The organism is Acinetobacter sp. P8-3-8 (genome assembly GCF_000214135.1).
Taxonomy (GTDB): Bacteria; Pseudomonadota; Gammaproteobacteria; order Pseudomonadales; family Moraxellaceae; genus Acinetobacter.
In genome coordinates this window covers 1-14,647 of record NZ_AFIE01000042.1, presented here as the reverse complement: position 1 = coordinate 14,647, position 14,647 = coordinate 1, and the positions used below count along the sequence as shown (strand labels likewise).

The following is a 14,647-nucleotide window of genomic DNA, read 5'->3' as shown; positions in this document are numbered from 1 at the left end:
AAGACTGGTTCACCAGAATTTAAACTTCCTTACATTCGTTTATGGAATATTTGCAATGAATGCGGCCGCTGTACAAGACGCTCCTTTAGTTGGAATTATCATGGGTTCTCAATCGGATTGGGCGACTCTCGAAAACACTGCCAATATGCTGAAACAGCTTGGTGTCCCTTTTGAAGCTGAAGTTGTTTCTGCGCATCGTACGCCAGATCGCTTATTTGAATATGCAGAAACAGCACGTGAACGTGGTATTCAAGTGATCATTGCAGGTGCAGGTGGTGCAGCGCATTTACCAGGTATGTGTGCCGCTAAAACAGATCTACCAGTCTTGGGCGTTCCAGTAAAATCTTCTATTCTCAATGGTGTAGACTCACTGCTTTCTATCGTGCAAATGCCCGCAGGTATTGCTGTAGGTACTTTGGCGATTGGGCCTGCTGGGGCAACCAATGCCGCAATCATGGCAGCACAGATTCTCGGTTTAACACGTCCTGAAATCGCAAAAAATGTTGCAGATTTCCGTGCGGCACAAACGGATAAAGTGGCAAGTAATAATATTCCAGGTCAAATTTAAAGCCAAGTTTAAAACGGGACACAGGTTATGAATAAAACCATCGGTATTTTTGGTGGTGGTCAACTCGGCCGTATGATGGCGCAAGCTGCGCTACCGTTGAATATTCAATGTACATTCTTTGAAGCCAATACAGATTGTCCATCTGCAATATTAGGTCAAGTCTTTTCAAGTAAAGCTGAAAATGGCTTACAAGACTTTATTGCGAGTGCAGATGTTTTCAGCCTTGAGTTTGAAAATACACCATTGGCAGATGTCGATGTTTTAACTAAACAAAAAGATTTACATCCACCACGTCAAGCTTTGGCTATTGCACAACATCGTTTGTCAGAAAAAGCACTATTCGATGAATTAGACATTCCTGTTGCGCCGTATAAAGCGGTGGATTCGCTAGAAAGTTTAAATGCTGCTGTGATTGAACTGGGTTTACCGATTGTCTTAAAAACGGCAACGGGTGGCTATGATGGTAAAGGTCAATTTGTATTGCGCTCAGCAGATCAAATTGACCAAGCTTGGGCAGAACTTGGCCCTGCGGGTACTTTGATAGCAGAAAGTTTTGTGACTTTCTCTCGTGAAGTATCAATTATTGCTGTACGTGGTATTGATGGTGATGTGAAAACTTGGCCATTGGCCGAAAACCACCATCATCACGGTATTCTCTCGCATTCGATTGTTCCTGCACCAAACAGCGCAGATTTACAGCCTGTGGCGCAAGAATACATCACACGGTTACTCAATCATTTGAACTATGTGGGTGTATTGACACTCGAGCTATTTGTCACCGACAAAGGCTTGTACGCCAATGAAATGGCACCTCGTGTACACAACTCAGGTCATTGGTCGATTGAAGGCGCAGTGTGTTCACAGTTTGAAAATCATATTCGTGCTGTCGCAGGTTTACCACTGGGTTCAACGGAAGTTGTACGTCCAACGGTGATGATCAATATCATTGGTCAGTATCCAAAATCCGAAGATGTCTTGGCTTTAAATGGTGTACATTTACACCTTTATAATAAAACTGAACGTGAAGGTCGTAAGATCGGTCATATCACGCTTATGCCAAATGACAGTGCTGAATTAACGACTTTGTGTCGTCAATTGGCGAAGATTTTACCGAATCCATTGGCACTCAGCGAAGATATGAGCATTTAAACTCAGCTTTGTTTGTTAAAAAGGCGGTCAATCAATTGACCGCTTTTTTATTGCCTCAATTTCGGTATCATGGCGCTCCTTGATTTTGCCATACGCCGTTAATCGAAAAATCAAAAGTTAATTTGCATGAAAAAACTACAATTGATATAAAAATAAGGCAAAAGCTTCAGTTTAAAATGTAAAAATTTTTAAATTTAAAAATGAATTTAAAACGATTTTACATCTTTAAATTCAAAAAATAAGAAGAGCGAAATGTATGTTATCCACAATAAGTTTAAATTTAAAAAGCTAAGAAAGTTTAAATTCAAAACTTTAAATTTAAACTGTCATGATTTTTGAATTTAAAAATTATTCTAACCGTACTTAGAAATAACTTAAGTGCTCAATTCTAAAATAATGATTCAATATCAATGAGTAATGATTATTTAAACATGTTTTTTCATGTTTGAATTTAAAATGGTGAGCGTGAATAATTGTGGGTTGTGTATAAGTTTATTTTGAATTTAAAATTGAAAGGTTACTTTTGAATTTAAAAAATAATAAATCAGATGCTTGTGGATAAATTTTTTAAATTTAAAACGGATCAAAATATATGAATTTAAAATGAAGGAAATGAATTCAAATTTTACGTTTTTACATCTGTCATTTTATTCACAGGCTGATATGGTATTCACATAATTTAAATTTAAAAGCACTTGTGGATATTATGCGTTATTTCTCATTACTTTGCGGATCTGCTTTATTGGCTGCTTCACATGCCAATGCTGAATTGATCATCAATGGTCAGCCTTCATCTGGCACTACAATTACAACAACTGCGAATCCAACTTTTTCACCTAATTCTAATTTTCAAAGTTGTCTTGCCAATCTTCGTTCTCAAGCCATGGCATCGGGTGTGAGTGGTACGACTTATGATCGCTATACTCAAAATTTAAGCCCCGATTATTCGGTCATCAGTAAATTGGATTATCAACCTGAGTTTTCTACACCCATCTGGGATTATTTGTCTGGTTTAGTCGATGATGAACGCGTGGCAAAAGGACGCCAAATGTTGGCACAACACCGTGATGTGCTGAATCGTGTTGCAATTGCTTATGGTGTACCTGCGGAAACGGTGGTGGCTGTATGGGGTGTTGAAAGTAATTTTGGCGATATTTCAGGGAAATATCCTCTATTACAAGCTTTAGGCACATTGAGCTGTGAAGGTCGCCGTCAAAGTTATTTCCGAGGTGAGTTTTTTGCCACGATGCGTATTTTACAACGTGGTGATTTAAGAGAAGAGCAACTAAAAGGCTCATGGGCAGGGGCATTTGGTCATACACAATTTATGCCATCAACTTATGAAGAGCTCGCTGTAGATTTTGATGGAGATGGTCGCCGTGACTTGGTTTCAAGCACTTCTGATGCCTTGGCATCGACAGCGAATTTCTTGAAAAAGCGGGGTTGGCAAACGGGTATGCCATGGGGGTTTGAAGTTCAAATTCCACAAGGTGTTTCTGTGAATGGCGAAAGTCGCCGTAATAAAAAATCTTTGAGTTCGTGGGTAAATCGTGGTTTTACTCGTGTAGATGGCACACCGATCATTCAAGGCAATTTATCTGACAGTACTCAAGCGGGCTTGATGATGCCAGCGGGTGAAAATGGTCCAGCATTTTTAGTCTTTAAAAACTTTGATGCGATCTATGCCTACAATGCGGCTGAAAGTTATGCATTAGCTATTGCACATTTATCAGATCGTTTACAAGGTAAAGGAAATTTCCAAACAGCTTGGCCAACGGATGATGCTGGTACTTCTCGTGCGGAACGTCGAGAAATTCAAAATTATTTATTAAGCAAAGGCTATGCAATTGGTGATGCAGATGGTTTGGTCGGAGATAAAACACGTCAAGCGATTCAGCAAGAGCAAATAAAATTAGGTTTGAGTCCAACAGGTAGAGCAGGGCAGCAAATTTTAAATGCTTTTAGAAATCAAGCGGCTAAACAGATGATGCAATAAGTTTTATAGCGAGATAATTTTAATGCAAATTTTAAAATGATCATTCATTTTCGAGTTTGAATACTTAAGGATAAAACTGAGTCCATATCACTGTTTATTATTGATTTATCTAATCAAAAAGGTCTGCAAATAGCAGACCTTTTCTATATTTTTTATTCAAACACGATTTTAATTTCGATTTATTTAAATCTCATTGAGTATTTATTCAATCGCAGAAGGATCAATTTTAACGGCTTCCAATAGATCTAATATAACCGCCGTGACATCTTGCGTATGATCACGATCATTGAAAATCTCATAGGCGGTAATGGTCACATCAGTATCGCTCGGAAGTTGCTTTTGTTCTTCTTCAATCAAATGTTGAATAGGCAATAATGTCTGCTTAATTTCTAAATGAAGAATGTCTTTAAATTCAACATTATCATCTTCAAGTTCAATCATTTGTTCATTGAAATAGGGAAGCAAAATAGAATGGAGATAAGGTTGAAGCTCAGTGATATCAAAAATCTCGATATCACGAGTTTGTTCAATCGTGCTGATGTGATCATTTACTTCTAGAATAATATGATAATAACTCACAGCCTTCTCCTTATATATTGCGTTATCTATTCACAATAACATGATTTTTAACAAAAATGGGTCTAAAGCCATTTAAATACATAAATTAATAATGGACTTTTTAACAAGTAAAAAAGTATAGTGATGGTTATTTATTGTTCGAGTTTAGCATGACTAAATCTGCTGCTGTTAATTTAAAATTTTGTAAATCTTGCTCTTTCATCATTGGATACATCAACGCTTTTGGATCAGCATTGTGCTTTAAACCTAAAGCATGACCAAGCTCATGCGCAATGGTCACACGTAAATCATCATCGGATTCAAATTCATAAATTTTGATATTTTGTCCATCAAAAACACCTTTATCAAATTGTCTAGGTTGAAAACGGTTATTAAATTGATCCACAGAATGATTGTATTGTTGATTAATGGAGTTGAGCTGATTTACTTGACGATTTAGTTCATTGACCTTTTGATTATAAGTATCAAGCTGTTGTTTTAATTGATCTTGATCGTATTGAAGTTGGTTTTTCTGTTGATCAAGCTGCTGCCTTGCAGACGGATTTAAGTTCTGCTGTGATTGATTAATCATATTCACCAGTTGGTTGTATTGATCCACCTTGGTTTGATAATTGATCTTTTGAATATCTAATTCACGATTAGCAAGGTCTAATTCTGCATGTATTTGTTCAATTTTTTGTTTTTCATTTTGAGTATATTGTTGAGTATTTTCCAAAATCCGCATTTCTTGCTTTCGAGCAGATGACTCAGCTTGGCGGTCATCGTAGATCAAATTTATGCTGAGTTGAGCATTTGGATCGTAAACAAATAAGCTTTTCATTGTGCCTAAATGCCAAATATCTGCTGCCTGATGTGCAAGCGCTTCGACATGATTTTTGCTTAAATTAAAGCGAGGATCTACCTCTCCAATACGATAACGTAAACGAGTATCTAACGGATGAGTGATACGATCAATTGTAGAATTATGATTGAGTTGAGGGTACATCATACGTTGAATCGAAAAATATGCTGTAAAGACAATCAAAGCAACCACTAACCAAAAGCGCATGATTTAATTAAAAAATAATTTTTGTTATGAATAATTTATCTGAAATTTGTAGAAGCGCAAGCTTATAATGAAATTGATTGCTCGAATAAGGCTATAATTAATTGATTTAAATATATTTATTTAAAAGTATTTGTTAAATCATGACTCATCCAATCGCAATTTTTATGAATGAGCCACATTATATAAAATTTGCACATCTAAAAATAATAAGATAAAGGCAATAATACTGAGTAAGCGATTGATCCAGATAGATTTACTTAAATAATCTTGAGTGCTATATAAATGTCTAAATTCCAATGGCTGGAATATGATATAGCTGATTTTTTGTTTAAATACAGCTGTGATGGATTGTTGTTGCTTTAAAATAATTTGGCGAATAATAAAAGCATTGAGCCCATAGAGTACGAGTACAATCAACAGAGCAACGGTAATACTCCACGTGAAACGAATCCAGTCACTTTGTGCAAACCATGCAACTTCACTATACACATGGTTCATTAAGATGATACTAACCAGTAACATGGTGCGATAAAAGGTTTGTTGAATAAATTGAAGATATAAAGGTTTTCTTTCGTTTTGTGTAACGGCTTTATCCAAACATTTACGCATAAATAGGGCAAAGCCATGGCATAAAAATTCTAAAAACAGATAAAGCGCTAGCGTGATAATCAATACTTTATACATAACTTAGTCTTTTTCAAAGATTGGTTCGTATAGAGCTGGTGTGACAAAAATCATCAGTAAAACACCTGAGCAGACAAAAGCTAAATCATTGAAAATCGCAGCAAAACTACTCATATAAAACCAGTGTAGATAAGGCATGAAATAGACTAAAAAAGCAGGGAAGAATGTATATAGATAAGCTTTTCTAGCCCAATCTTTACGGAAAAATAGCCCAAAGGTGATGACCAATACTGTCATGGCAACAATAGCAATAAAAATACCTTCCCAAGCTTGCGGTTCAATATACAAGGTTCTGTCTAACAGCCTCAACTCAGGATCTGTACTGAACATATCGATCGCAGTCGCAAGTACAGGTAGCACCAATTGAGCAATGATCAAGGTATAGTAAACATTAAGAGAAACAATCGGTTGGTTTTTCATTGAAAGCCTTTTTATTATGCGACCCTGTTATCCAGCTAAATTAACATATTTATTTTTATTTAAATGCGTTCATCGATCTTTTTAGTGAAATGTTTTAAAAATTAGATAATAAAAAACCGTGCATTCGCACGGTTTTTTACTTTCAAGCTGAATCAAATCAACTTATTTTTTATCATCTTTAACTTCAGTGAACTCAGCATCTACAACGCCATCATCCGCTTTTTGTTGTTGACCAGCGTCACCACCAAATTGGTTCGGATCGAAACCTTCAGCTCCGCCTTGACCTTGAGCAGCTTCATAAGCACGTTGCGTAATCGGCATGATGATGTTTTGTAAAGCTTCAGTTTTCGCTTTAATCGCATCAAGATCATTGTCTTTTGCAGTTGCTTCAAGCTCAGAAACCGCTGTTTCAATTGCAGTTTTTTCATCAGCAGTCACTTGTTCGCCAAGATCTTTTACTGCTTTTTGAGCGCTTGAAACTAATGCATCAGCTTCGTTACGTGCTTTAGCAAGCTCTTCAAACTTACGATCTTCTTCAGCATTTGCTTCAGCATCTTTGATCATTGCTTCGATTTCAGCATCAGACAAACCTGAGTTTGCTTTAATCTGGATTGATTGCTCTTTACCAGTGCTCTTATCTTTTGCAGATACTTTCAAGATACCATCGGCATTGATGTCAAATGACACTTCAATTTGCGGCACACCACGTGGAGCAGGTGGAATATCGCCTAATTGGAAGTTACCCAACAATTTGTTTTGTTGAGCCATTTTACGTTCACCTTGGTAAACTGAAATGTCTACAGCAGGTTGGTTGTCCGCAGCAGTTGAGAATACTTGAGATTTCTTCGCAGGAATCGTTGTATTTTTCTCAATGATTGCAGTTAAAACACCACCCATTGTTTCAATACCAAGAGTTAACGGTGTAACGTCAAGTAAAAGTACATCTGTTTTATCACCAGACAATACCGCACCTTGAATTGCAGCACCGATTGCAACAGCTTCATCAGGGTTCACATCTTTACGAGGTTCTTTACCAAAGAATTCCTGTACTTTTTGTTGAACCATTGGCATACGTGATTGACCACCAACCAAGATTACATCAGAGATGTCAGAAGTCGAAAGACCAGCATCTTTAAGTGCAATACGGCAAGGCTCAATAGTACGCGCAACCAAGTCAGCAACTAAACCTTCAAGTTTTGCACGAGTCACATTCATCACTAAGTGTTTAGGACCAGTTGCATCCGCAGTGATGTATGGCAGGTTAATTTCTGTTGAAGTTGCAGAAGAAAGCTCAATTTTCGCTTTTTCAGCTGCTTCTTTCAAACGTTGAAGTGCAAGAGGATCTTGTTTTAAGTTGAAGTTTTGTTCTTTTTTGAACTCTTCAACTAAATAGTCGATCAATGCATTATCAAAGTCTTCACCACCTAGGAATGTATCACCATTTGTAGACAATACTTCGATTTGTTGGTCGCCATCTAAGTCAGCAATTTCGATGATTGATACGTCAAAAGTACCACCACCCAAGTCGTAAACAGCAATTTTACGATCGCCTTCTTTCTTATCCATACCAAATGCAAGTGCAGCAGCAGTTGGTTCGTTGATAATACGTTTAACATCTAAACCTGCGATTTTACCTGCATCTTTAGTTGCTTGACGTTGCGCATCGTTAAAGTAAGCAGGAACAGTAATGACCGCTTCTGTAACTGTTTCACCTAAATAGTCTTCCGCAGTTTTCTTCATTTTTTTCAGAATTTCTGCAGAAACTTGTTGGGGTGCAAGTTTCTTGTCGTTTACTTCAACCCAAGCATCGCCATTGTCTGCTTTAATAATTTTGTAAGGTACTAGACCGATATCTTTTTGTACCGCTGCATCTTCGTATTTACGACCGATTAAACGTTTGATCGCATACAATGTATTTTTAGGATTAGTCACTGCTTGACGTTTAGCAGACTGACCTACCAAAATTTCGCCATCTTTATACGCAACAATCGATGGCGTTGTACGAGCGCCTTCAGCGTTTTCGATAACTTTAACTTTATCACCCTCAAGTACTGCTACACACGAGTTAGTTGTACCTAAGTCAATACCGATAATTTTAGCCATTCATGTTTCCTCTAAATTTTTTTGAATCCCTATTTCCCCTTTAGTAAAGGTGAGTTAAAAGGGATTTTCTTGTTATCCGATATGAGAGCTTTTTGAAATTTTTCAAGTCATTTGCGATGAAAATTCATGAAAATATTTTAAAAAGCACTCATTTTTGTATTTTGAGCAATATATAAGGTGCTCTAGTTTCCTATTATTGACCAACCATAACCATTGCAGGGCGCAACAGGCGACCATTTAAGGTATAACCTTTTTGCAAAACAGCACCAATTTGATTGGCTTTGGCATTCGGGTCGATACCTACGGCTTGGTGAAGATCAGCATTAAAACCATTTGTTGTATCAGCTTCGACTACACCAAATTTCTCTAAAGTCGTGAGTAACGATTTTAAAGTAAGCTTTACGCCCTCAACGACAGGACTTTCTTCGGTTGCAGCTTGAATAGCACGCTCTAGGTTATCAACGGATTCAACAAGCTCTTTCGCAAATTTCTCGAGCACGGTATCTTTATGTTTTTCAGATTCACGTTGAATACGTTCAACACTTTTTTGAGCTTCGTAAACAGCATTTGCTGTACGTGCTTTTTCAAGTTTTAAATTTTCTTCAAGTTTTTGGATTTGTGCTTGTAAATCTTCAACGGTAACTTCAGCTTGCTCTGTTTCAGCTTGAGTTTGCTGTTCGGCTTGCTCGTTTTGAAGATCTTGAGCTTCTTGGTTATGCTCAGTCGCCATTGATTTACTCCGTTTAAATGGGTTTTTAAACATGTACAGTCCTTTTCGGCGTCAGATTAACTGCGTTAGTACTGAACTGCCATGATCGTTTAATTCATGAATAATTCTAAAGGTATGGGCTTGTTATTAAAATTCAAGTCATTGATAAGAATATTTACGTGTTAATACAATTAAAAAAATAGCAATATTGTTAAAAAATGAACGATTTGGTAAATGGCTTAAGCAAGGGCAATGACTTTAATCCAAATAGCAAAGGAAATGAGTGACTTGAATGTAGATGGCTTAAATCATATGCACTTCAATTTTTAATTCTTAGATACTAAGCCTAATTTTTTAACGGATCATGTCGCATTCTGTTTGTGTTTTAATTGCCTCGACAGTTTAGTGCGCTTTTATTTTTATTGTTTTTGAAGTAACCCTCTATGAATCGATCGGTTTTAGCTAAAAGCTAATCTGTAATGTCAGTGAATGATTCACAATGTAAGTAATGTGAGTGTTTTAATATAGAAATATATTTTTAAGTTTTACTTATTTTCCATCTCAATGCATAGATCGCACGATAAAAAATATGAAAAACAGCATTTTAAGATGAAAATGCAAATTGGTAAAAATAAATGATTGATTTAATAAAAATTGCATAACTTGTACGGCAATATCTTAAAAGTCTAACCAAGTCATAACGATTCTTGCAAAAAAATTAGGAATGATATGCAGCACGACAACACGATTGTTTGTTGCCGTTATTTTTAAATTCGCAAGGAATATACGATGAAAAAATTAGGTCTTATTTTAGGTTTATCTGTTGGTGTTGCTGTACTGACGACTGCATGTACCTCAAATCAATCTACACAGTCACCTGAAACTGCTCAACAGACAGCAACGATGAGTGATCAACAATCGGCCCAATCTGCGACAGTAGATGCTGTACAACAAGGCGCTGCGGCTGAAAGCGATGCAAATATGCAACAATCACAACCCGCTCAAGTAACAAATGATCCGAATTCAGTACAACACCCTTCGGCTCAATAAGCCGTACTGACTTTAAGTCATTTTTAAAATTCAAAAATAAAAATCAGACAGTTTTAGGATGCCACCTCTGTCTGATTTTTATTGTATTGAATAAACTTAGAATAAAAACTAAACGGTGATTAACTTTTACTATTTACTGGTTCCTATTCATCAGCGCTTATTCACCAGCGAGAGAACATTCAAAGTTTGTTCGGTCTACGGTACAACGTGCTCTTTTTAATACAGACATCATGGTTGGGTCGTAAACACCTTGTTTAGTCAAATCTATACGTCCTTCACGCAGTAACATCTGATATTTTTCAACATCCGCTTTGTTTAAATTCATACGATATTTGGCTGGAATCGTGCTTTCTAAACGTTTCACCATATTAAATTGGCGAGGAAGTTGTTTGACAAACCAAGCTCTAGATTGAGCTCCAAAAGTGGCAGGGAATTTTTGAGGTCTAAAAACAAGGTCCATAGTCACATTAAGTACAGGGAAATTGATCAACGCACCTTTAGAGCCCAGCCCTTTTTCCATTTCCAAAGGCTTAAATGCATAGGCAGGCGCTCCAACCATTGGAACTTCACCATTATTAAATTTTTTAACGAAGTTAGAAATATCTGATGGAACAGGGACCGCACCAACTCGTTCAACCATTGCAATTTGCGCTTTATCATAAGAAAGCACAGCAAATTTTTTACCCCGGGCCTTTTCAAGATTGTTAATTGCACGATCATTGACAAAAATATAAGCAGGGCCAATTTGACCAATGCCACCAATTTCAAATTCTTCACCATCAATCGTGGTTTTTAAACGTTTAGCATTTCTTTTGTCTAATACAAAAGTGATGGCTTTGAGTGCAATCGCATTATTTGGAACACCGCCAAGAGCATCAATTGAACCAGCAAATTTATTATATTGGCGTGCTCGCATAGTTGTCATATACACAGCATCGCATTTGCCACTTTTAAAATCTTTATCAGCAAGCTCTTCATTTTGGTAAGCGATCAGTTGAATATCTCTATTCCACTCTTTTGCAGCTAAAGCCCATTCCTCCATTGTTTTGTATGATTCGCCAGCTTTCCCCATTAAATCAAAAATACATATATCTTGCTTTGCTTGTGCCAAGCTAGGAATACCCGACAATAATACAGCGCATATAAGTAATTTATTTTTCATAGCATTTCCCTATACTTACGTTTTTAATTTGATCGTGTTTTGTTCAATATATGACAATAGTAGAGTTTTTGCTCTATTTTCCGATAAAAATAATGTTATTAGTCGCTAATTTGTATAATTCACTACTGATCATAAAATCTACTTTAAAATTCAATGTGTTGAAAAATAAAAATGTTATGATTTACTCAGCAACAAATAAAATTTGAAAGTAAAAAATTATTATACATATTTTATATAAAATTTATTGATGTAATTCAATATAAATTGAATTTTTTGTGATTTTATTTACACTTTTGTTTTTGAATACGGTTCAATCTTATTTTTATAAGCTTGAGCATAAATATTCTAATGCTCATCAAAAAGGCGTTCGCCAGATCTCTTATTTATGGTAATTGTGCTGGAATTTATCAGATAAGAACATTCAAAAGATAAAACATCTATAAACAGCATATTTAAAACGAGTGATGTAATGCATTTAAAAAATAAGCTGTATTTAGGACATGTGCTTTTCTACTCTTCTAAGCTAAGTTGTGTTTATTCTGGCGTTAGTAAGGCATTTATCAGGCAAATATTCTAAATATAAAAAATGAGACGCTATTCATAAAATTTAAATAAATATTAGGCAGACTATATATTATTCTAATTATTTATTGGTTTTATCATGTTGATTAATAATAAAAAACAAGTATTAATTTTAACAATTGTTTTATTGGGGCTGGTTGCTTGTAATGATGATAAAAATAGTACAACAACACCTGCTGTTGAGTCTAAACCTTTAGAACTTAATATCTTACATATCAATGATCACCATTCACATTTAGATGAAGAAACGATTAAATTTAAAATGAATGTTGGAACAGGTGACGAAGAGTTCAGCGTTGCGAGTGGTGGTTTCGCTCGAGTTGCGACTTTAATTAATCAACTTGCAACAGAAAAGAAAAATGCTTTAAAAATTCATGCAGGTGATGCAATGACGGGCGACCTGTACTATAACTTAAGCGATGGCAAGGCTGATGCAGATGCGATGAATACCGTCTGCTTTGATACGTTCACCCCAGGGAATCATGAGTTTGATGCAAAAGATGATGGTTTAAAGAAATTTATTGGTTTCTTAGATCAAAGCCCATGTAAAGAAAAAACCAAAATTTTATCTGCCAATGTCACCTTTGGCGCTTCTTCGCCACTTTATAAAACCAATCGTATTCAAAAATCACAAGTATTTGAAAAGGATGGCGTAAAGTTTGCCATTATTGGTTTAACTGTGGCGAAAAAAACCAAGAACTCTTCACAGCCGAACGCTGATACATTATTTACAGGTGAAATTGAAACTGCACAAAAAGAAATTGATCAATATAAAGCGCAAGGGATTAAAAATATTATTCTACAAACCCATGTGGGCTATGACTTAGATCAACAATTGGCAAAATCACTTACGGATGTCGATGTCATTATTGGTGGGGACTCACATACCTTGCTTGGGCCAAATAGCCTTAAAAAATATGGTATGACACCTGAAGGTGCTTATCCGACTCAACTTAAAAACAAAGATGGTCAATCGGTCTGTGTCGTTCAAGCTTGGCAGTACAGTTATATTGTGGGTGATTTGAAGGTTCAATTTGATAAGAACGGCAATATCGAAAGCTGTAGTGGGACACCACATGTGTTAATTGGCAATAACTTTACACGTACAGCAAAAGATGCAAAAACAGTCACCGAAACAGAAAAACAAATAATACTTAATCAATTTAAAACAGATCAAGTTCCATTTACCGTTGTGGAACCATTGCAAAAAACATTAGATGTCTTAAAACCATATTCAGAACAAAAGAAAAAATTTGCACAAGAAATCGTAGGTCAAGCGACGGATAATCTATGCTCACGTCGTGTACCTGGAATGCAAAGAGATGTAAACCGTTCAACGTTGGGTGATGTTTGTAATAAAAATACGCATGTCGATCAACATGGAGGTGATATTCAACAAATCATTGCAGAAGCATTTTTACAACAAGGTAAAACTTTCTTTGGTGCAGACATCTCGTTCCAAAATGGTGGTGGTGTTCGTGAAGATGTGGGGCTTGGTGATGTAACAGTTGGCAAAATTTATAATGTTCTTCCTTTTAAAAACACTTTAGTACGTTTAGACATGACAGGTACAGAAGTCAAAGCAACGTTAGAAGATGCAATAGATGGTGTGATTGCACAAAACAATACAGGAAGTTATCCATATACAGGTGGTTTACGTTGGAATGTTGATTTTACAAAAGACAAGGGACAGCGTTTAAATCAAATTCAAATACGCAATGCTTTAGGACAATATGAAAATCTTGACCTAAGTAAAACCTATAAAGTCATCACCATCGACTTTTTGGCGAATGGTGGTGATTACTATGCGACGCTCAAAACAATTACTGGAGATCGACGTTTGAATGTCGGTTTAGATTATGCAGAAGCATTTTTGAAATATACGCAAGGCATAACAGGTCAAATGGGGCAGAAAAAGATAAATAAACTTGCAACATCAGAATACAGCACTCAAATGTTTATTGATAAAGCCAAATAAGCTGAAATAAAAACGTAAAAAATCCCGCTCAGGCGGGATTTTTTTATAAAAATGCTCAAAAAATAGGTAAAAAAATGATTTTTTAATGAATTTAGTTGAAAAAACATGCAGACGAATCAAATAGTGTAAAAAGGGGGTTGCGTTGGATGTGAAATGCTGTAGAATGCACATCCATCGGCGGTGATGTTAAATAAAACTTATGATAAATCAATAGCTTGAAAGGTTTAGATGGATTTCTAAAGGAAATTTATTGAATTGATTAAAGAATGATTTGTTAGAAAAAAGATTAACATTACCGATTGACTTTCAAGAGATTGAGAGTAATATAGCCGACCTAGCTTGATGCTGACGAAGTGTTGAGAAGATCATTAAGAGAATATGAAGAACAACTTGTGTGGATTTTTACTGATTGATCGATCGAAATATTATCATTGATTGAAAGGTTTAAATTACTCGAAGTTTATTTGAGAGAATTTGTCAGGAAATTGATGAGCCAGAATTGTGACCTTAAGTCACTAATGATTTTAACTGAAGAGTTTGATCATGGCTCAGATTGAACGCTGGCGGCAGGCTTAACACATGCAAGTCGAGCGGGGGATGTAGCTTCGGTTATATCTCT

12 protein-coding genes and 1 rRNA gene are annotated in these 14,647 nt (G+C 36.0%); 6 read left to right on the top strand and 7 right to left on the bottom strand.

Going from position 1 to position 14,647, the window contains the following annotated elements:
• Positions 1-55: 55 nt before the first annotated feature.
• From purE to GGG_RS0114565, 3 genes are all read left to right on the top strand, one after another.
• Entirely contained in the window at positions 56-568 is a 513-nt protein-coding gene (purE, locus tag GGG_RS0114575) for a 5-(carboxyamino)imidazole ribonucleotide mutase (RefSeq protein ID WP_010116124.1), read from the top strand.
• A 27-nt stretch (positions 569-595) separates the two neighbouring features.
• Positions 596-1,717 (top strand): 5-(carboxyamino)imidazole ribonucleotide synthase, encoded by a 1,122-nt coding sequence (locus tag GGG_RS0114570; RefSeq protein ID WP_010116123.1) that lies wholly within the window; start codon positions 596-598, stop codon positions 1,715-1,717.
• A 706-nt stretch (positions 1,718-2,423) separates the two neighbouring features.
• Complete coding sequence (locus GGG_RS0114565) at positions 2,424-3,713, top strand: lytic murein transglycosylase (RefSeq protein WP_010116122.1); 1,290 nt, start codon at positions 2,424-2,426, stop codon at positions 3,711-3,713.
• 201 nt (positions 3,714-3,914) lie between these two features.
• Here GGG_RS0114565 and GGG_RS0114560 read toward each other — a convergent pair whose 3' ends face one another.
• The 6 genes from GGG_RS0114560 to grpE all read right to left on the bottom strand — a co-directional run bounded on the left by GGG_RS0114560 (position 3,915) and on the right by grpE (position 9,277).
• On the bottom strand, positions 3,915-4,292 hold the full coding sequence (locus GGG_RS0114560; RefSeq protein WP_010116121.1) for a hypothetical protein: 378 nt from the start codon (positions 4,290-4,292) through the stop codon (positions 3,915-3,917).
• Positions 4,293-4,419: 127 nt separating this feature from the next.
• The gene (locus GGG_RS0114555; RefSeq protein WP_010116119.1) at positions 4,420-5,340 is read right to left on the bottom strand and encodes a matrixin family metalloprotease; all 921 of its coding nucleotides are present in this window, start codon (positions 5,338-5,340) and stop codon (positions 4,420-4,422) included.
• Between the two features lie 162 nt (positions 5,341-5,502).
• On the bottom strand, positions 5,503-6,024 hold the full coding sequence (locus tag GGG_RS0114550) for a hypothetical protein (RefSeq protein ID WP_010116118.1): 522 nt from the start codon (positions 6,022-6,024) through the stop codon (positions 5,503-5,505).
• Between the two features lie 3 nt (positions 6,025-6,027).
• The gene (locus tag GGG_RS0114545; protein WP_010116117.1) at positions 6,028-6,444 is read right to left on the bottom strand and encodes a hypothetical protein; all 417 of its coding nucleotides are present in this window, start codon (positions 6,442-6,444) and stop codon (positions 6,028-6,030) included.
• 162 nt (positions 6,445-6,606) lie between these two features.
• Positions 6,607-8,547 carry a molecular chaperone DnaK gene (gene dnaK, locus GGG_RS0114540; protein ID WP_010116116.1) on the bottom strand — a complete coding sequence of 647 codons (1,941 nt, stop codon included), beginning with the start codon at positions 8,545-8,547 and terminating at the stop codon, positions 6,607-6,609.
• A 193-nt stretch (positions 8,548-8,740) separates the two neighbouring features.
• Positions 8,741-9,277: a nucleotide exchange factor GrpE gene (gene grpE / locus GGG_RS0114535; RefSeq protein WP_010116115.1), complete on the bottom strand. Its 537-nt coding sequence runs from the start codon at positions 9,275-9,277 to the stop codon at positions 8,741-8,743.
• A gap of 768 nt (positions 9,278-10,045) precedes the next feature.
• On the opposite strand from grpE, the gene GGG_RS0114530 reads away from it, so the two are divergent.
• The gene (locus GGG_RS0114530; RefSeq protein WP_010116114.1) at positions 10,046-10,306 is read left to right on the top strand and encodes a hypothetical protein; all 261 of its coding nucleotides are present in this window, start codon (positions 10,046-10,048) and stop codon (positions 10,304-10,306) included.
• A gap of 157 nt (positions 10,307-10,463) precedes the next feature.
• Here the strand turns inward: GGG_RS0114530 and GGG_RS0114525 are convergent, their stop codons facing one another.
• On the bottom strand, positions 10,464-11,468 hold the full coding sequence (locus GGG_RS0114525) for a putative solute-binding protein (protein WP_010116113.1): 1,005 nt from the start codon (positions 11,466-11,468) through the stop codon (positions 10,464-10,466).
• A 661-nt stretch (positions 11,469-12,129) separates the two neighbouring features.
• On the opposite strand from GGG_RS0114525, the gene GGG_RS0114520 reads away from it, so the two are divergent.
• Together GGG_RS0114520 and GGG_RS21225 are read left to right on the top strand one after the other, a co-directional pair.
• Positions 12,130-14,028, top strand: coding sequence for a 5'-nucleotidase C-terminal domain-containing protein (locus tag GGG_RS0114520; protein WP_010116111.1), 1,899 nt, complete (start codon positions 12,130-12,132; stop codon positions 14,026-14,028).
• Between the two features lie 525 nt (positions 14,029-14,553).
• A 16S ribosomal RNA gene (locus tag GGG_RS21225) occupies positions 14,554-14,647 on the top strand; the annotation flags it as partial.